Origin of the sequence: Pseudomonas sp. TH34 (genome assembly GCF_016650865.1) — a bacterium.
Lineage (GTDB): Bacteria > Pseudomonadota > Gammaproteobacteria > Pseudomonadales > Pseudomonadaceae > Aquipseudomonas > Aquipseudomonas yamanorum.
The window spans coordinates 479,956-495,755 of record NZ_JAEKFB010000001.1 but is presented as its reverse complement, the minus strand read 5'-3'; the positions used below and the strand labels follow the sequence as shown (position 1 = coordinate 495,755).

Annotated in this window: 13 protein-coding genes; 8 read left to right on the top strand and 5 right to left on the bottom strand. The window is 59.6% G+C overall.

What is annotated here, in order from left to right:
* From JFU58_RS02390 to JFU58_RS02370, 5 genes are all read right to left on the bottom strand, one after another.
* On the bottom strand, positions 1-1,247 hold a 1,247-nt coding region (locus JFU58_RS02390; RefSeq protein ID WP_201139777.1), incomplete at its 3' end, for a ribonucleotide-diphosphate reductase subunit beta.
* Positions 1,248-1,717: 470 nt separating this feature from the next.
* Positions 1,718-3,001, bottom strand: a complete 1,284-nt coding sequence (locus tag JFU58_RS02385; protein WP_063027842.1) for an ABC transporter substrate-binding protein — start codon at positions 2,999-3,001, stop codon at positions 1,718-1,720.
* 37 nt (positions 3,002-3,038) lie between these two features.
* Entirely contained in the window at positions 3,039-4,295 is a 1,257-nt protein-coding gene (locus JFU58_RS02380) for a DUF1479 domain-containing protein (RefSeq protein WP_201139776.1), read from the bottom strand.
* A 128-nt stretch (positions 4,296-4,423) separates the two neighbouring features.
* Positions 4,424-5,287 (bottom strand): helix-turn-helix domain-containing protein, encoded by an 864-nt coding sequence (locus tag JFU58_RS02375; RefSeq protein ID WP_063027846.1) that lies wholly within the window; start codon positions 5,285-5,287, stop codon positions 4,424-4,426.
* A 133-nt stretch (positions 5,288-5,420) separates the two neighbouring features.
* Positions 5,421-5,690, bottom strand: coding sequence for a DUF2790 domain-containing protein (locus JFU58_RS02370; RefSeq protein WP_008435250.1), 270 nt, complete (start codon positions 5,688-5,690; stop codon positions 5,421-5,423).
* Between the two features lie 394 nt (positions 5,691-6,084).
* Here JFU58_RS02370 and acs point away from each other — a divergent pair, with 394 nt between their 5' ends.
* From acs to JFU58_RS02330, 8 genes are all read left to right on the top strand, one after another.
* A complete protein-coding gene (gene acs / locus JFU58_RS02365; RefSeq protein ID WP_177025723.1) occupies positions 6,085-8,040 on the top strand; it encodes an acetate--CoA ligase in 1,956 nt (651 codons plus the stop codon).
* Positions 8,041-8,724: 684 nt separating this feature from the next.
* Positions 8,725-9,510: an ABC transporter substrate-binding protein gene (locus tag JFU58_RS02360; RefSeq protein ID WP_063027848.1), complete on the top strand. Its 786-nt coding sequence runs from the start codon at positions 8,725-8,727 to the stop codon at positions 9,508-9,510.
* 91 nt (positions 9,511-9,601) lie between these two features.
* Positions 9,602-10,291, top strand: a complete 690-nt coding sequence (locus JFU58_RS02355; protein ID WP_003214341.1) for an ABC transporter permease — start codon at positions 9,602-9,604, stop codon at positions 10,289-10,291.
* Positions 10,288-10,986 (top strand): ABC transporter permease, encoded by a 699-nt coding sequence (locus JFU58_RS02350; protein WP_010165618.1) that lies wholly within the window; start codon positions 10,288-10,290, stop codon positions 10,984-10,986. The genes JFU58_RS02355 and JFU58_RS02350 overlap by 4 nt, the downstream gene beginning before the upstream one ends.
* Position 10,987: 1 nt before the next feature.
* Entirely contained in the window at positions 10,988-12,100 is a 1,113-nt protein-coding gene (locus JFU58_RS02345; protein WP_201139775.1) for a succinylglutamate desuccinylase/aspartoacylase family protein, read from the top strand.
* 27 nt (positions 12,101-12,127) lie between these two features.
* Positions 12,128-12,892: an ABC transporter ATP-binding protein gene (locus JFU58_RS02340; RefSeq protein WP_003214336.1), complete on the top strand. Its 765-nt coding sequence runs from the start codon at positions 12,128-12,130 to the stop codon at positions 12,890-12,892.
* A gap of 246 nt (positions 12,893-13,138) precedes the next feature.
* Positions 13,139-14,119 (top strand): GlxA family transcriptional regulator, encoded by a 981-nt coding sequence (locus tag JFU58_RS02335; protein ID WP_003214334.1) that lies wholly within the window; start codon positions 13,139-13,141, stop codon positions 14,117-14,119.
* 309 nt (positions 14,120-14,428) lie between these two features.
* Positions 14,429-15,649: an aspartate aminotransferase family protein gene (locus JFU58_RS02330; protein ID WP_088426877.1), complete on the top strand. Its 1,221-nt coding sequence runs from the start codon at positions 14,429-14,431 to the stop codon at positions 15,647-15,649.
* Positions 15,650-15,800: the final 151 nt, after the last annotated feature.

Genomic DNA, 15,800 nt, shown 5'->3' with positions numbered 1-15,800 from the left:
TCCCAGCTCAGCGCGCCGCCGGTCTGGTACTCGATCACACGAGTCTCAAAGAAATTCTTCTCTTTCTTCAAGTCCATGATCTCACTCATCCACGGGAACGGGTTGGTGGTGCCTGGGTATTCTTCTTTCAAACCAATCTGCGACAGACGACGGTTGGCGATGAACTTGAGGTAATCCTCCATCATCGCCGCATTCATCCCCAACACCCCACGCGGCATGGTGTCGCGAGCGTATTCAATCTCCAGCTGAGTCCCTTGCAGGATCATCTGCGTCGCTTCTTCCTTCATCTCGGCATCCCACAAATGCGGGTTTTCGATTTTGATCTGGTTGATCACATCGATACCGAAGTTCAGGTGCATCGACTCATCCCGCAGGATGTACTGGAACTGCTCGGCCACGCCGGTCATTTTGTTGCGACGGCCCATGGACAAAATCTGAGTGAAGCCGCAGTAGAAGAAGATGCCTTCCAGGACGCAGTAGTACGCGACCAGGTTACGCAGCAATTCTTTGTCGGTCTCAACGGTGCCGGTTTCGAACTTCGGATCGGAGATCGAACGGGTGTACTTCAAGCCCCAAGCCGCTTTCTTCGCGACCGATGGAATCTCGTGGTACATGTTGAAGATCTCGCCTTCATCCATGGCCAGCGATTCGATGCAGTACTGGTAGGCGTGGGTGTGGATCGCTTCTTCGAAGGCCTGGCGCAGGATGTACTGGCGGCACTCCGGGTTGGTGATCAGGCGGTAAACAGCCAGTACCAGGTTGTTGGCAACCAGGGAGTCAGCAGTGGAGAAGAAGCCGAGGTTGCGCATCACGATGCGGCGCTCGTCGTCGGTCAGGCCTTCAGGGTTTTTCCACAGCGCGATGTCGGCGGTCATGTTGACCTCTTGCGGCATCCAGTGGTTGGCGCAGCCGTCGAGGTATTTTTGCCAGGCCCAGTCGTACTTGAACGGCACGAGTTGGTTGAGGTCGGCGCGGCAGTTGATCATGCGCTTTTCGTCTACGGCGACGCGGGCAGCGGAACCTTCCAGCTCGGCGAGGCCTTCGGCGACGTCGAGTTTGTCGAGGGCGGCCTTGGCGCGGATGATCGCGGCGGAGTCAGCGGCGGTGACGGCGCGGGCTTCGATGGCGGCAGCAGCGCCGGCACCGTCGAGGCGGTCCATGTTGGCTTCGGTGGCGTGGCCGGCGTTGGCGCCTTTGGCAACTACTTCGCCGTCTTCTTCTTTGTCGAATTCGTCCCAGCTCAGCATGACGTGTCGTCTCCTGCGTGAGGGCTCTAAGGTGCCCGTGTGAAACCGGATGGTTGGGTGTTCACACGGCCCAAAGGCCGCGGTGGATCTTAAGGAATCGTTTGTTGCAGCTAACGCACGCATTAAACGGAATCAGGGTTACGGGTGTTCTGCTTGAGGCTTGAGGGGCGGAGCAATGCTTGCTGGCTCCAGCGGGGGCCTCAGGTCTGGCTCTTCATCCCAGTGTAAAGGGATATTGCAGGCCCGATTTACCCGCGCATTATAGGGAAAAATTCGACTTTGTGTTGCGGCGGATGGTCTCGGTGAGCGGCCAAAATGGTGGTGTTTGCAGCCAAGGTCCGGGTTTACAAGGCTTTGCCTGGCTTGGATTTTTTTGACGGGCGGTAGGCGTTTGTTTCAGCGCGCCGAACTGGGGCAGATTCGGTCTGGAAGTTCTTGCGCCGTTTGGCGCAAGAACGGGTTGCGGGGGGTTACTGGGCTGCGGCTTTGATGCTGGCAAACATCTGCTTGCCAGCCTTGGCGGGGTCCGCGTCTTTATTGCTCATGAAGTTGCTGACCACATCAAACACCGCCCCTTGCACCGCCTGGGACGTGGACATGTTGAAGGCCATGCTCGGCTCCAGCGTGCCGGCTTTCTCGGCTTCGGCGAAGTCCTTGGCAGAAGCTTGGGCACAGCTGTCGAACTGGCTCATGTCCAGGCCCTTGATCACCGGGATGGAGCCTTTGTTCTGGTTGAACACCGTCTGGAACTGCGGCTCCAGGGCGATCTTGGCCAAGTCGTCGCGAGCCGCGTTGTTGCCCGGCGTATCATTTTTACTGGACGGTTTGAACATGGCCAGTGAGTCGATGGTGTAGCTATAAATGCCTTGTGAGCCGGGGAAGGGCACGCATTCATAATCGGCCCCGGCTTTTTTACCCGCCGCGGTCCACTCACTCTTGGCCCAGTCCCCCATGATTTGCATGCCGGCCTGGCCATTGATGACTTTGGCGGTTTCCATGTTCCAGTCCTGGCCTGCGCCGTTGGGGTCCATGTAGGTCTTCAGCTTGCGCAGCGCGACAAAGACTTCGGTCATTTTGGGGCCGGTGAAGGTGGCTTCGTCGTTGTCGATAAAGGCTTTCTGGAAGCCATCGGCGCCCAGGATGCTGAGCACCAGGCCTTCAAATACGGTGGTGTCCTGCCAGGGTTGGCCGCCGTGGGCGATGGCGATATAGCCGGCGGCCTTGAGTTTGTCGCCGGCGGCGTAGAGTTCTTCCAGGGTGGCCGGGGCTTTGGACACGCCGGCTTTCTTGAGCACCTCGGGGTTGATCCATAACCAGTTGATGCGGTGGATGTTGAGCGGTACGGCGACGTAGTGGCCGTCGAATTTCATCAGTTGCGCAATGCTTTCGGGCAGCAGGCTGTCCCAGTGATTGGCCTTGGCGACGTTGTCGACGCTGGTCAGCAGGCCCAGCTTGCCCCACTCCTGAATGTCCGGAGCTTTGATCTGCGCGGCAGAGGGCGGGTTGCCGGAGACGGCGCGGCTCTTGAGGACGGTCATGGCAGCAGCGCCACCGCCGCCGGCCACGGCACTGTTTTGCCAGGTGAAGCCGTCTTTCTCGATCAGTTGTTGCAGCACCTGTACAGACTTGGCCTCCCCGCCCGAGGTCCAGTAGTGGACGACTTCAACAGTGCCTTTGCTGTCGGCTGCGTGAGCGGCGAACGTGCAAAGGCTGGCGAGGGAGATGGCAACGGCAAGGCGATGGGTGATTTTCATGTGGGATAACCCTTTTTGTTGTTATGGGGAGCGGTGCTTATTCCAGCCCCAGCCCTTTGCGGCCGAGGGTGTTAAGTTGCGGCGTCATGAAGCGGTCTTTCCACTCTTTCTCGTAGTCCTCCCGGGCGAAATCATCCGGTGAGGCCCCTTGCTCGAACGCCCTGAGCACATCCTTGGCGTACCGCAGGTTTTTCGGGCACATGGGCGCGGCGGGTACGTACATCACGTTGCCCCAGCCTTGCTGGTTTTCGACGGGGGCGACGCTGTGGATCACGTCGCAGTGCCACCACACCGAATCGCCGGCCTGCACGTCCGGAATCGGGGTCATGCCTTGGACCAGCAGCGGGTGCCATTTCTCTGAAACTGGCAGCACCTTGCCCGGCGCAACGCCGCACAACTCATCTTCGGGGACGTCGTCCAGCAGCGGGCGCAGCAGCATGTAGGCCATGGCTTTGGGGATCGGCAAGGTATGCAGCACGCCCTGGTCGGCCTGCATGTCGCACAGTGCGGTCCAGCCCTGGAAGGTGCGGAAGGCGGAGCATTTCACCGTGTCCTTGTAGGCGTATTCATCGACTTCTGTGCGATATGCAGCGTCCCAGGGGTCGTAGGACTTGAAGTCGTTGCGGTAGATCTTGTCGAACACCTTGAGGTAGGCCGGGTGCAGCCAGCGTTCCAGGGCGCCCGAGTCGGTGTGCGGGCCAAGCCCTTTGGAGGTGGTGCCCGGTGGGCGGCGGCGGACGCGGTCGGGGTACAGCGCATTGATGTCCGGGTCGAACCATTGCCGGCCTTGGGAATTGATGGTCCACAGGCGGTTCAGGAACGACTGTGCAGCGCCCATGCGTTCGTGTTGGCGCAGTTGCATCTGGGCTTGCGACCAATAGATCGGGAATATCTCCGGGCGCGAGGCTTCGAGGTTGCCGAAGAAATTGTCGGCCGGGCCGCGATACACCTCGTCGAAATGGTTGTGGTCGAGGTAGTCCAGCAGGCTCTTGTCCCACCCCAGCACCTGTTCCCTGGGGAAGTGGTTGCGGATCACCAGGCAGCCCCGGCGCTTGATGAGTGCCCGTTGTGCTTCGCTGACTTGGCCGTTGGCGATGGTTTCAAAGTCGAGCTCGGGCCAGGCGCACTGCTCGGCCTTGATCGAGGCGATTTCAGCCCTGATGAACTCGCTGACCTCGTCAAACAGCCCAGGCACATCGCCGATCTGCGCGCGCAGGGCCTTTTTCATCGCGACGATGCTGCGCTTGTAGTCGTCCGGCAGCTCGGCGCATTCGAAGGCGTGGTAGTTGCTCATGAGGGGACCTGTCTTGTTGTTGTGCGTACAGGTATGGAATCACCCCGGCCCGCTTGGGCGGCAGCCTGATTTGGAGCGTTGAGCAGTACGATTGTGGCGTTTGTTGCGAAGCGTATAGAAGAATCGGCTTATTGGAAGTGATGCCCGTGCTGAAGCCGAAACTGTGACGGCGTCATGCCCTTGTGCCCCTTGAACTGCCGATTGAACAACGCCTGGGAGGCATAGCCGACCTGTTCGGAAATCGCGCTGACCGCCAGATTTCCCTGCATCAATAAAGCGCAGGCATGTCCGATGCGTAGCCGGACGATGTAGTCCAGCGCCGTGCAGCGTGTGTGTTTGCGGAACATGCGATGGAAGGCTGAAACGCTGACGCAGGCCATCTGCGCCAGCTCGGGAATGCCGACAGGTTGCGCATAGTGGCCGTGCAGGTAGTCCAGAACGCGGCGGATGCGAGCGTCTTCAACGATATGAGGGGCGGCGTTTTCCGTCGCGATGCGCTGCGCGGCGATATCCCGGGACAATGTGTTGAGTACGGTGAGCAACGAGATCAAGCGCTGGGAAGCGTCTTGCTCGACCATGGCTTCGATCACCGGGCGCAGCGCCTGGGACGTAGCGTCACTGAAACTCAGCGCCTGTCGCGCTGCAGCCAATAGCGCGCGCGTCGACCCCATCTCCGGAAACAGTTGCACCAGCGAGTCCGCCCAGGCCTCGGAAAACCAGATGACCAGGGCAATGTGCGGTTTGGCGGGGTCGATCAGCTCGGCGGAAGACCAGCTATGGGGCACGTTCGGGCCCACCAGCACCAGGTCGCCATCATCGTAGAGCGCCACATCGTTGCTGATATAGCGGTGCCCGCGGCTGTTGAGGGTCAGGGTCAGTTCGTATTCGGGATGGTGATGCCATTCAAACGGAATCGCCTCCGGTAGACGCCTGTTCAGCAGGGTCCAGGAGGTGTTCGCCTCGGTGGGGATTTTTTCGAAACTGGCTCGCATGAATGCATCCTGCCTTGCAGGTGAGGTGGCGGCGCCACAATCGTAGCATTCGATTCGAGGGGGAGGGCTCTTTGCCGCAAGAACGATTTCTTGCGGCGAATAAGATCAGGTTCAGTTCAAACTAACGAAGTTATTATCCGTTAGAGCAACCGTTACCCATGACCTGATATTGAAGAATATGACGCTGACCTTGTGAATCTTCATATTCCATTTTTACCGGTACAACTTTGCATACATCCGGGACTTCACTCATGGACACTACTTTGGCGACGTCCAGATGGGTGCTGTAAGTGTAATCTTCAACAATCGGGGTGCTCTGGCTGGCTACGTCAGTCGGGGCTTCGTCGGCCAGGGCGGCGGTGGCGCACAAGCTGCTAAGGGCCATAACTAATAACGCTTTCATTTGACTATTTACCTTTTGGCGGTCGAAAGGGGTCACGGGGCCCTTGTGAGGCCACGTGTGTAACTTGATTGGGAAGTTCGGATTAACGTTGCCTTCGTGGGGGCTGTTACGTTGTTAATCACAGTGCCTTGATGGCGAGGTTGATTTTAGGCGTGCGAGTTATATTCATATACCCGTGCTTTTGATAAACACTATTGGTGGTTTTTGTAACAATCCCGAGATGAAGGTTTTTTCAGAAACCTGCAAAGCGCCACAGGCCACGGGCCAGAGCGGTGCCGGGGGATAGGTGGGCAATTTGTAGGGGCTTGTTACTACCATCGTCGAATGGTTCTATAGGGCCGGCCCGGCTACAACAGGGCCATACAACAACAACTATGTCACCGAGGTAAGAAAGATGAGTGCGGCTTCTCTGTACCCCGTTCGCCCCGAAGTAGCAGCCAACACGCTGACCGACGAGGCGACCTACAAGGCCATGTACCAGCAGTCGGTGGTCAACCCCGACGGTTTCTGGCGCGAGCAAGCCAAGCGCCTTGACTGGATCAAGCCTTTCACCACGGTGAAGCAGACCTCCTTCGACGATCACCATGTCGACATCAAGTGGTTTGCCGACGGCACCCTCAACGTTTCCTACAACTGCCTGGACCGCCATCTCGCCGAGCGTGGCGACCAGCCGGCAATCATCTGGGAGGGCGACGACCCTACCGAAAGCCGCACCATCACCTACCGCGAGCTGCATGAAGAAGTCTGCAAGTTCGCCAACGCCCTGCGCGGCCAGGATGTGCACCGCGGCGACGTGGTGACTATCTATATGCCGATGATTCCCGAAGCCGCGGTCGCCATGCTGGCCTGTGCCCGGATCGGTGCGATTCACTCGGTGGTGTTTGGCGGGTTCTCGCCAGAGGCCCTGGCCGGTCGAATCATCGACTGCAAATCCAAGGTGGTGATCACCGCCGACGAAGGCATTCGTGCCGGCAAGAAAATTTCCCTGAAGGCCAACGTCGACGACGCCCTGACCAACCCGGAAACCAGCAGCATCCAGAAAGTCATCGTGTGCAAGCGCACCGGTGGCAACATCAAGTGGAACCAGCATCGCGACATCTGGTACGAAGACCTGATGAAAGTGGCGGGCACCGTGTGTGCGCCGAAAGAGATGGGCGCCGAAGAAGCGCTGTTCATCCTTTACACCTCCGGCTCCACCGGCAAGCCGAAGGGCGTGCAGCACACCACCGGTGGCTACCTGTTGTACGCAGCCCTGACCCACGAGCGCGTGTTCGACTACCGCCCGGGTGAAATCTACTGGTGCACCGCCGACGTTGGCTGGGTCACCGGTCACACCTATATCGTCTACGGTCCGCTGGCCAACGGCGCGACCACGCTGATGTTCGAAGGCGTGCCGAACTACCCGGACATTACCCGGGTGGCGAAGATCGTCGACAAGCATAAGGTCAACATCCTCTACACCGCACCGACCGCGATCCGCGCCATGATGGCTTCCGGCACCGCTGCCTGCGAAGGCGCCGATGGCAGCAGCTTGCGCCTGCTGGGTTCGGTGGGTGAGCCGATTAACCCGGAAGCGTGGGACTGGTACTACAAGAACGTCGGCCAATCCCGTTGCCCGATCGTGGACACCTGGTGGCAGACCGAGACCGGCGGCAACATGATGAGCCCGCTGCCGGGCGCCCATGCGCTCAAGCCAGGTTCGGCGGCACGCCCGTTCTTTGGTGTGGTACCGGCGCTGGTGGATAACCTGGGCAACCTGATTGAAGGTGTGGCCGAGGGAAACCTGGTGATTCTGGATTCGTGGCCGGGCCAGGCACGTACCCTGTATGGCGACCATGACCGGTTTGTGGACACCTACTTCAAGACCTTCCGTGGCATGTACTTCACCGGCGACGGTGCGCGTCGTGACGAGGATGGCTACTACTGGATCACCGGTCGGGTGGACGACGTGTTGAACGTGTCCGGCCACCGTATGGGCACCGCCGAGATTGAAAGCGCCATGGTTGCCCACCCGAAAGTTGCGGAAGCGGCAGTGGTGGGTGTGCCCCACGACATCAAGGGCCAGGGCATCTATGTGTATGTCACGTTGAAAAACGGCGAAGAGCCGAATGAAGCGTTGCGCCTGGAGTTGAAAAACTGGGTGCGTAAAGAGATCGGGCCGATTGCTTCACCGGATGTGATCCAGTGGGCGCCGGGCTTGCCGAAGACCCGTTCGGGGAAAATCATGCGCCGGATCCTGCGCAAGATTGCCACCGCTGAATACGACGGGTTGGGGGATATCTCCACCCTGGCGGATCCAAGTGTGGTGGCGCATCTGATCGAAACGCACAAGACCATGAACGTCGCGTAAGGCGGTTTGTGGGACAAAGCCCCATCCGGCGTAGGCCGGATGGGGCTTTTTTGTGCGATCGGACAGGCGACCTATAACCCCTGTGGGAGCGGGCTTGCTCGCGAAGGCGGTGTATCAGTTAGTGGTGTGCTGGCTGACACGCCGCCTTCGCGAGCAAGCCCGCTCCCACATTTTGATTGCATTCCAAAATTGGTCATTACAGTGGGGCGACTTACACGAGGCCAATAAATATCGGTGTTGCTCGTAGGAAGTTTCTGAATGTTACCGAACCCGGTAAATGTGTAACCCCACGCCCAAACATGAGGCAAAGTGCTACGCCGTTGCCCCGAAAACCCGCGTTTTAGACGCCCCGAAAAATTAGATCCAACGCTACACTTGCCGTGCTAGAAGGGTTTGCGAATAATAGGCCCGCAACTTGCAGCGCTAACAGGTTTAATATCTTTTGCCTCTGCATAAAATCCAGAGGCTGTCAATGTGCTGGAACCGCTTTCTCGGTGCTTCTGTAAATTGTTGTCGCATTGAGGAAATATCGGCTTCCGGCCTGTCGTTAGAATGCCGATCACTCGCTCGTCGTCGCCGATGCTGAACTGGCGCAGGACGCAGCACCGCTATTCGGTTTCACTCATTCGCATCGTGGGCCCTGGCTCATACTGCTGTTTTGCCCTATACCGATGGAGTCCCAAGATGAAGAAACTCGTGCTGTTGGGCGCCCTGGCGCTGTCCGTGCTGTCCATGCAGGCTTTCGCTGATGAAAAGCCCCTGAAGATTGGTATCGAAGCGGCTTACCCTCCGTTTGCCTCGAAGGCGCCGGATGGCAGCATCGTGGGTTTTGACTACGACATCGGCAACGCCCTGTGTGCAGAGATGAAGGTCAAGTGTGTATGGGTCGAGCAAGAGTTCGACGGCCTGATCCCGGCGCTGAAAGTGCGCAAGATCGACGCGATCCTGTCGTCCATGTCCATCACTGAAGATCGCAAGAAGTCCGTGGACTTCACCACCCGCTACTACCTGACCCCAGCGCGCCTGGTGATGAAGGAAGGCACCACCGTCAGCGAAAGCCTGGACGAACTCAAAGGCAAGAAGATCGGTGTGCAGCGCGGTTCGATCCACGATCGTTTCGCCAAGGAAGTCCTGGCCCCTAAAGGCGCCACGGTTGTTCCTTACAGCTCGCAGAACGAAATCTACCTGGACGTGGAAGCCGGTCGCCTCGATGGCACCGTGGCTGACGCCACCCTGCTGCAAGACGGTTTCCTGAAGACTCCAGCCGGTAAAGGCTACGCGTTCGTGGGCCCACAGTTCACCGACGTCAAATACTTCGGCGACGGTGTAGGCATCGCAGTACGTAAAGGCGACAAGGCCGAGCTGGACAAGATCAACGCGGCCATCGCAGCGATCCGTGCCAACGGCGAATACAAGAAGATCCAGGACAAGTACTTCGACTTCGATATTTACGGCGCTGACCCTAAGTAACTCGTCGCAGCTGTCTGTCCAGAATGGCGCAAGCACCAGGATCTCTGAAGTTTGCGCCATTTTTTCATCCCCCTTTTCGAGGACCTGAATCATGTTGAAAGGCTACGGGGCTGTCATCCTCGATGGCGCATGGTTGACGCTTCAGCTCGCCTTGTCGTCCATGGCCTTGGCCATTGTTCTGGGTCTGATCGGGGTCGCGTTGCGCCTCTCGCCGGTGCGCTGGTTGGCCTGGCTGGGCGACCTGTACTCCACGGTGATCCGCGGGATCCCCGACCTGGTGCTGATCCTGCTGATTTTCTACGGCGGTCAGGACCTGCTTAACCGCGTTGCGCCGTTGCTCGGCTACAACGACTACATTGACTTGAACCCCTTGGCCGCCGGTATCGGCACCCTGGGTTTCATCTTTGGCGCCTACCTTTCGGAAACCTTCCGTGGCGCCTTCATGGCCATTCCCAAGGGCCAGGCCGAAGCCGGCCTGGCGTATGGCATGAGCCCGTTCCAGGTGTTTTTCCGGGTGATGGTGCCGCAGATGATTCGGCTGGCGATCCCCGGGTTTACCAACAACTGGCTGGTACTGACCAAGGCTACTGCGCTGATTTCGGTGGTGGGCCTGCAAGACATGATGTTCAAGGCCAAGCAGGCGGCAGACGCCACCCGCGAACCTTTTACCTTCTTCCTCGCAGTGGCGGCGATGTACCTGGTGATCACCAGCGTGTCGTTGCTGGCCCTGCGTCATCTTGAGAAGCGCTACTCGGTAGGCGTAAAGGCGGCTGATCTATGATCTTCGACTACAACGTCATCTGGGAGGCCATGCCGCTGTACCTCGGCGGCTTGCTGACCACCCTGAAACTGCTGGCCATTTCGCTGTTCTTCGGTTTGCTCGCGGCCTTGCCCCTGGGCCTGATGCGCGTGTCCAAGCAACCGATCGTCAACGGTGTTGCCTGGCTCTACACCTACGTGATTCGCGGCACGCCGATGCTGGTGCAGCTGTTCTTGATCTACTACGGCCTGGCCCAGTTCGAAGCGGTGCGCGAAAGCTTCCTGTGGCCACTGCTGTCCAGCGCCACCTTCTGTGCGTGCCTGGCGTTTGCCGTGAATACCAGCGCCTACACCGCCGAAATCATCGCCGGCAGCCTCAAGGCCACGCCCCATGGTGAGATCGAAGCGGCCAAGGCCATGGGCATGTCGCGCTACAAGCTGTATCGCCGGATCCTGCTGCCATCGGCCCTGCGCCGCGCGCTGCCGCAGTACAGCAACGAAGTGATCATGATGCTCCAGACCACGAGCCTGGCCTCCATCGTCACCCTGATCGACATCACCGGTGCCGCGCGCACGGTGAACGCTCAGTACTACTTGCCGTTCGAAGCCTATATCACTGCGGGTGCGTTCTACCTGTGCCTGACCTTCATCCTGGTGCGCCTGTTCAAGTTGGCCGAAGGCCGCTGGCTGAGCTACCTGGCTCCACGGAAGCATTGATATGGAGCGTATCGATCACCTGTTGCCCTGGGGTCACCTGGGCTGCGAACGCCAGCTGACGGTGTTCCGTTTCGGCAGCGGCGAGCGCAAGGCCTATATCCAGGCCAGCCTGCACGCCGATGAATTGCCCGGCATGCGCGCCGCCTGGGAGCTGAAAAAGCGCCTGACGGAACTGGAACAGCAAGGCGCCCTCAACGGCGTGATCGAGCTGGTCCCTGTCGCCAATCCAATGGGCCTGGGGCAGTTGCTGCAAGGCAGCCACCAGGGCCGCTTCGAGGTCGGCAGCGGCAAGAATTTCAACCGCGATTTCGTTGAGTTGAGCGAGCCGGTTACCGAGTTGCTCAACGGTAAGCTGGGGGATGATCCTCACGCCAATGTGCGCTTGATCCGCCAGGCCATGAGCGACGCGCTGAACGCCTTGCCGGCGCCAAGCAGCCAGCTGCAAGGCATGCAGCGGGTGTTGCTGAGCCATGCCTGCACCGCCGACGTGGTCCTCGACCTGCATTGCGATGCCGAGGCCGCGTTGCACATGTACGCGCTGCCGCAACACTGGCCGCAGTGGCGTTCGCTGTCGGCGCACCTGAATGTGAAGGTCGGCCTGCTGGCGGAAGATTCCGGCGGCAGTTCGTTTGACGAGGCCTGTTCGCTGCCGTGGCTGCGTCTGTCCCGGGCATTTCCCGAGGCGCAGATTCCATTGGCGTGCCTGGCGACGACCTTGGAGTTGGGCGGCCAGGCCGATACCGGTCGTGACGAGGCGATTTTCCACGCCGAAGGCATCCTGGCATTCCTTGCCGAGCAAGGCCTGATCCGTGGTGAATGGCCCGCGCCGCAATACGAAGCCTGCGAAGGCTTGCCCTTTGAAGGCACCGAGTTGTTGTTCGCGCCCCACGCCGGCGTGATCAGCTACCTGCGTAAAGCCGGTGACGTAGTCGAAGCCGGCGACCCGATATTTGAAGTGATCGATCCCTTGTCCGACCGCGTGAGCATTGTTTGCGCGGGCACGTCTGGGGTGTTGTTTGCCGTTGAACGGCTACGTTATGCCCAAGCGGGTTTCTGGCTGGCCAAGGTGGCGGGGCGCGAAGCGCTGCGGCACGGGCGCTTGCTCAACGACTGACCAACTGTTTTTGTGAGAACCGACCGCATGTACAAACTTGAAGTCCAAGACCTGCATAAACGCTATGGCAGTCATGAAGTGCTCAAAGGTGTGTCCCTGGCCGCTGCGGCCGGTGATGTGATCAGCATCATCGGGTCCAGTGGCTCGGGCAAAAGTACCTTTTTGCGCTGCATCAACCTGCTGGAGCAACCCCACGCCGGCAAGATTCTGCTCAATAACGAAGAGCTGAAACTGGTGGCCAACAAAGACGGCGCCATGAAGGCTGCAGACCCGAAACAGCTGCAACGCATGCGTTCGCGACTGTCGATGGTGTTCCAGCACTTCAACCTGTGGTCCCATATGACCGCGCTGGAAAACGTCATGGAAGCACCGGTGCACGTCTTGGGCATGTCGAAAAAAGACGCCCGGGAAAAGGCCGAGCACTACCTGGCTAAAGTCGGTGTGGGCCATCGTAAGGATGCGTTCCCTGGCCACATGTCCGGCGGTGAACAGCAACGCGTGGCGATTGCCCGTGCCCTGGCGATGGAGCCTGAGGTGATGCTGTTCGACGAACCCACCTCGGCCCTCGACCCGGAGCTGGTGGGCGAAGTGCTCAAGGTAATGCAGGACCTGGCCCAGGAAGGCCGGACCATGGTGGTGGTGACCCACGAAATGGGCTTTGCCCGTGAAGTCTCCAACCAGCTGGTGTTCCTGCACAAAGGCATCGTTGAAGAACGTGGCAACCCGCGCGAAGTGCTGGTTAACCCACAGTCCGAGCGTTTGCAGCAGTTTCTTTCCGGCAGCTTGAAGTAATCAGGACTGCTTTTATGCACTGAATTAGTGCAAGCTTCACAGCTTTAAGGCTGACCCCGATCCCCTGTGGGAGCTGGCTTGCCTGCGATAGCGGTGGGTCAGTTTGCCTCTCTGGCACAGACACGCCGCCATCGCAGGCAAGCCAGCTCCCACATTAGATCTCCATATGGTTTGAGATTTGTGTCGGTTTACGGGCTAGCATTGGCCTTTGTCTTCATTACTGTTACTCGCTTCGGATAGCACTCCATGACTGCCCATCGAATTGGTTTCCTGATTTGGCCCAGCACTAAAGCACTGACGCTTGCGCTGGCTGAGGAGGCCTTGCGCGTTGCTCAGCGGGTGCATCCGGACGTGGTGTACGAACTTTCGTTTTTGCAGGCCGAACCGCCAATCGACGGTGCCTGGCAACTGCCGGGCGAACCCTGGGCCGGCAAGCTGGAAGGCTTTCAAAAGCTGTTCCTGCTGGCGGATGAACCACCGACCGTCATTGCTTCCCAGCTCAGCACCGCCCTCAAGCAACTGGTGCGCGCCGGCTGCGTGATTGGCGGTCTGTCGGCCGGTGTTTACCCGCTGGCCCAACTCGGTTTGCTCGACGGCTATCGCGCCGCCGTGCACTGGCGCTGGCAGGACGATTTCGCCGAGCGTTTCCCCAAGGTCATCGCCACCAGCCATCTGTTCGACTGGGACCGTGACCGCCTGACCGCCTGCGGTGGCATGTCGGTACTCGACCTGCTGCTGGCGGTGCTGGCCCGTGACCACGGTGCCGAATTGGCCGGTGCCGTCTCGGAGGAGCTGGTGGTGGAGCGCATCCGCGAAGGCGGCGAGCGCCAGCGCATCCCGCTGCAAAACCGCCTGGGTTCCAGCCATCCAAAGCTGACCCAGGCCGTGTTGCTGATGGAAGCCAACATCGAAGAACCGCTGACCACCGACGAAATCGCCCAGCACGTGTGCGTATCCCGACGACAGCTCGAGCGGATCTTCAAGCAATACCTCAATCGCGTCCCCAGCCAGTACTACCTGGAACTGCGCCTGAACAAGGCCCGCCAGATGCTCATGCAAACCAGCAAGTCGATCATCCAGATCGGCCTGTCCTGCGGCTTCTCCTCGGGGCCGCACTTCTCCAGCGCCTACCGCAACTTCTTCGGCGCCACCCCTCGTGAAGACCGCAACCAGCGCCGCAGTAGCAGCCCGTTCGAGTTGTCGTCGGTGCCGTCCGAGCGCGGCTAGGCATCAGTGCTCGGCTGGCATCTCCAGGCATGGCGCTGTTCCTGTGCGCGGATGAGATCAACAGCAGAACAAAACGGCCATCGGCGACGGCATTAGATAGTTGTGCCTCAACGACCGCCCAAAACCGGCCCGGGCGGTTTAAACTGCGCCATTGCGATGCTATTTGTCGCATTGGCGTAAACCCGCGAAAATCGCGGGTTGGCGCTATAAGAAGTTGTCGCTTGGCGGCAAGGCCGCGCTGAAAACTGTCCTTACAATCCCTGCATCGCCCGCCAGTTTCAGGCAGGCGTTCCTCTTCAGGAGACTCCGATGTCCGTTGAGCAAGCCCCGGTGCAACGTGCCGATTTCGACCAGGTCATGGTTCCCAACTACGCACCTGCCGCTTTCATCCCCGTGCGTGGCGCAGGTTCCCGCGTATGGGACCAGGCGGGCCGAGAGCTGATCGACTTTGCCGGCGGCATCGCGGTAAACGTATTGGGCCATGCCCACCCGGCGCTGGTCGGTGCACTGACCGAACAGGCCAACAAGCTGTGGCACGTGTCCAACGTCTTCACCAATGAGCCGGCCTTGCGCCTGGCCCATAAGCTGATCGACGCCACGTTTGCCGAGCGTGTGTTTTTCTGCAACTCCGGCGCCGAAGCCAACGAGGCCGCCTTCAAGCTGGCCCGTCGCGTCGCGTTCGACCGCTTCGGCACCGAGAAATACGAAATCATCGCCGCCCTGAACAGCTTCCACGGCCGCACCCTGTTCACCGTGAACGTGGGTGGCCAGTCGAAGTATTCCGACGGCTTCGGTCCGAAGATCGTCGGCATCACCCACGTGCCTTACAACGATCTGGATGCGCTGAAAGCGGCCATTTCGGACAAGACCTGCGCTGTGGTGCTGGAGCCGATCCAGGGCGAAGGCGGCGTGCTGCCGGCAGAACTTTCGTACCTGCAAGGTGCCCGCGACCTGTGCGACGCGAACAACGCGCTGCTGGTGTTCGACGAAGTGCAAACCGGCATGGGCCGCAGCGGCGAGCTATTCGCCTACCAGCATTACGGCGTCGTGCCGGACATCCTCACCAGCGCCAAGAGCCTGGGCGGTGGTTTCCCGATCGCCGCCATGCTGACCCGCGAAGACCTGGCCAAGCATTTGGTGGTCGGCACCCACGGCACCACCTACGGCGGCAACCCGCTGGCGTGCGCGGTGGCGGAAGCGGTGATCGACGTGATCAATACGCCGGAAGTGCTGGCGGGCGTTAATGCCAAGCACGACTTGTTCGTTTCCCGTCTGGAGAAGATTGGCCAGCAATACGGCATCTTCACCGAAGTGCGTGGCCTGGGCCTGTTGCTCGGTTGCGTGCTGAGCGATGCCTGGAAAGGCAAGGCCAAGGACATCTTCAACGCCGCCGAGCGTGAAGGCCTGATGATCCTGCAAGCCGGCCCGGATGTGGTGCGTTTCGCCCCGAGCCTGGTGGTGGAAGATGCCGATATCCAGGAAGGCCTGGACCGCTTCGAGCGTGCTGTTAAAAAGCTGACGCAAGCCTGATAGACCGTTGGGTGCCCGGCGAGTCGGGCGCCCAACACAAATTTTGTATGCCGGACTCTTTAGTTGAAGCTGTGAAGATCAAATGTGGGAGCGGGCTTGCTCGCGAATGCAGTGGCTCCGTCACCTGAAATGTTGAATGACACACCGCTTT

Excerpts from the sequence above, each read along its gene's own strand:
- JFU58_RS02345 (WP_201139775.1), top strand. The coding sequence starts at position 10,988 with ATGGAGCGTATCGATCACCTGTTGCCCTGGGGTCACCTGGGCTGCGAA.
- acs (WP_177025723.1), top strand. The coding sequence starts at position 6,085 with ATGAGTGCGGCTTCTCTGTACCCCGTTCGCCCCGAAGTAGCAGCCAAC.
- JFU58_RS02375 (WP_063027846.1), bottom strand. The coding sequence starts at position 5,287 with ATGCGAGCCAGTTTCGAAAAAATCCCCACCGAGGCGAACACCTCCTGG.
- JFU58_RS02355 (WP_003214341.1), top strand. The coding sequence starts at position 9,602 with ATGTTGAAAGGCTACGGGGCTGTCATCCTCGATGGCGCATGGTTGACG.
- JFU58_RS02335 (WP_003214334.1), top strand. The coding sequence starts at position 13,139 with ATGACTGCCCATCGAATTGGTTTCCTGATTTGGCCCAGCACTAAAGCA.
- JFU58_RS02385 (WP_063027842.1), bottom strand. The coding sequence starts at position 3,001 with ATGAAAATCACCCATCGCCTTGCCGTTGCCATCTCCCTCGCCAGCCTT.
- JFU58_RS02330 (WP_088426877.1), top strand. The coding sequence starts at position 14,429 with ATGTCCGTTGAGCAAGCCCCGGTGCAACGTGCCGATTTCGACCAGGTC.
- JFU58_RS02360 (WP_063027848.1), top strand. The coding sequence starts at position 8,725 with ATGAAGAAACTCGTGCTGTTGGGCGCCCTGGCGCTGTCCGTGCTGTCC.
- JFU58_RS02350 (WP_010165618.1), top strand. The coding sequence starts at position 10,288 with ATGATCTTCGACTACAACGTCATCTGGGAGGCCATGCCGCTGTACCTC.
- JFU58_RS02340 (WP_003214336.1), top strand. The coding sequence starts at position 12,128 with ATGTACAAACTTGAAGTCCAAGACCTGCATAAACGCTATGGCAGTCAT.
- JFU58_RS02380 (WP_201139776.1), bottom strand. The coding sequence starts at position 4,295 with ATGAGCAACTACCACGCCTTCGAATGCGCCGAGCTGCCGGACGACTAC.
- JFU58_RS02370 (WP_008435250.1), bottom strand. The coding sequence starts at position 5,690 with ATGAAAGCGTTATTAGTTATGGCCCTTAGCAGCTTGTGCGCCACCGCC.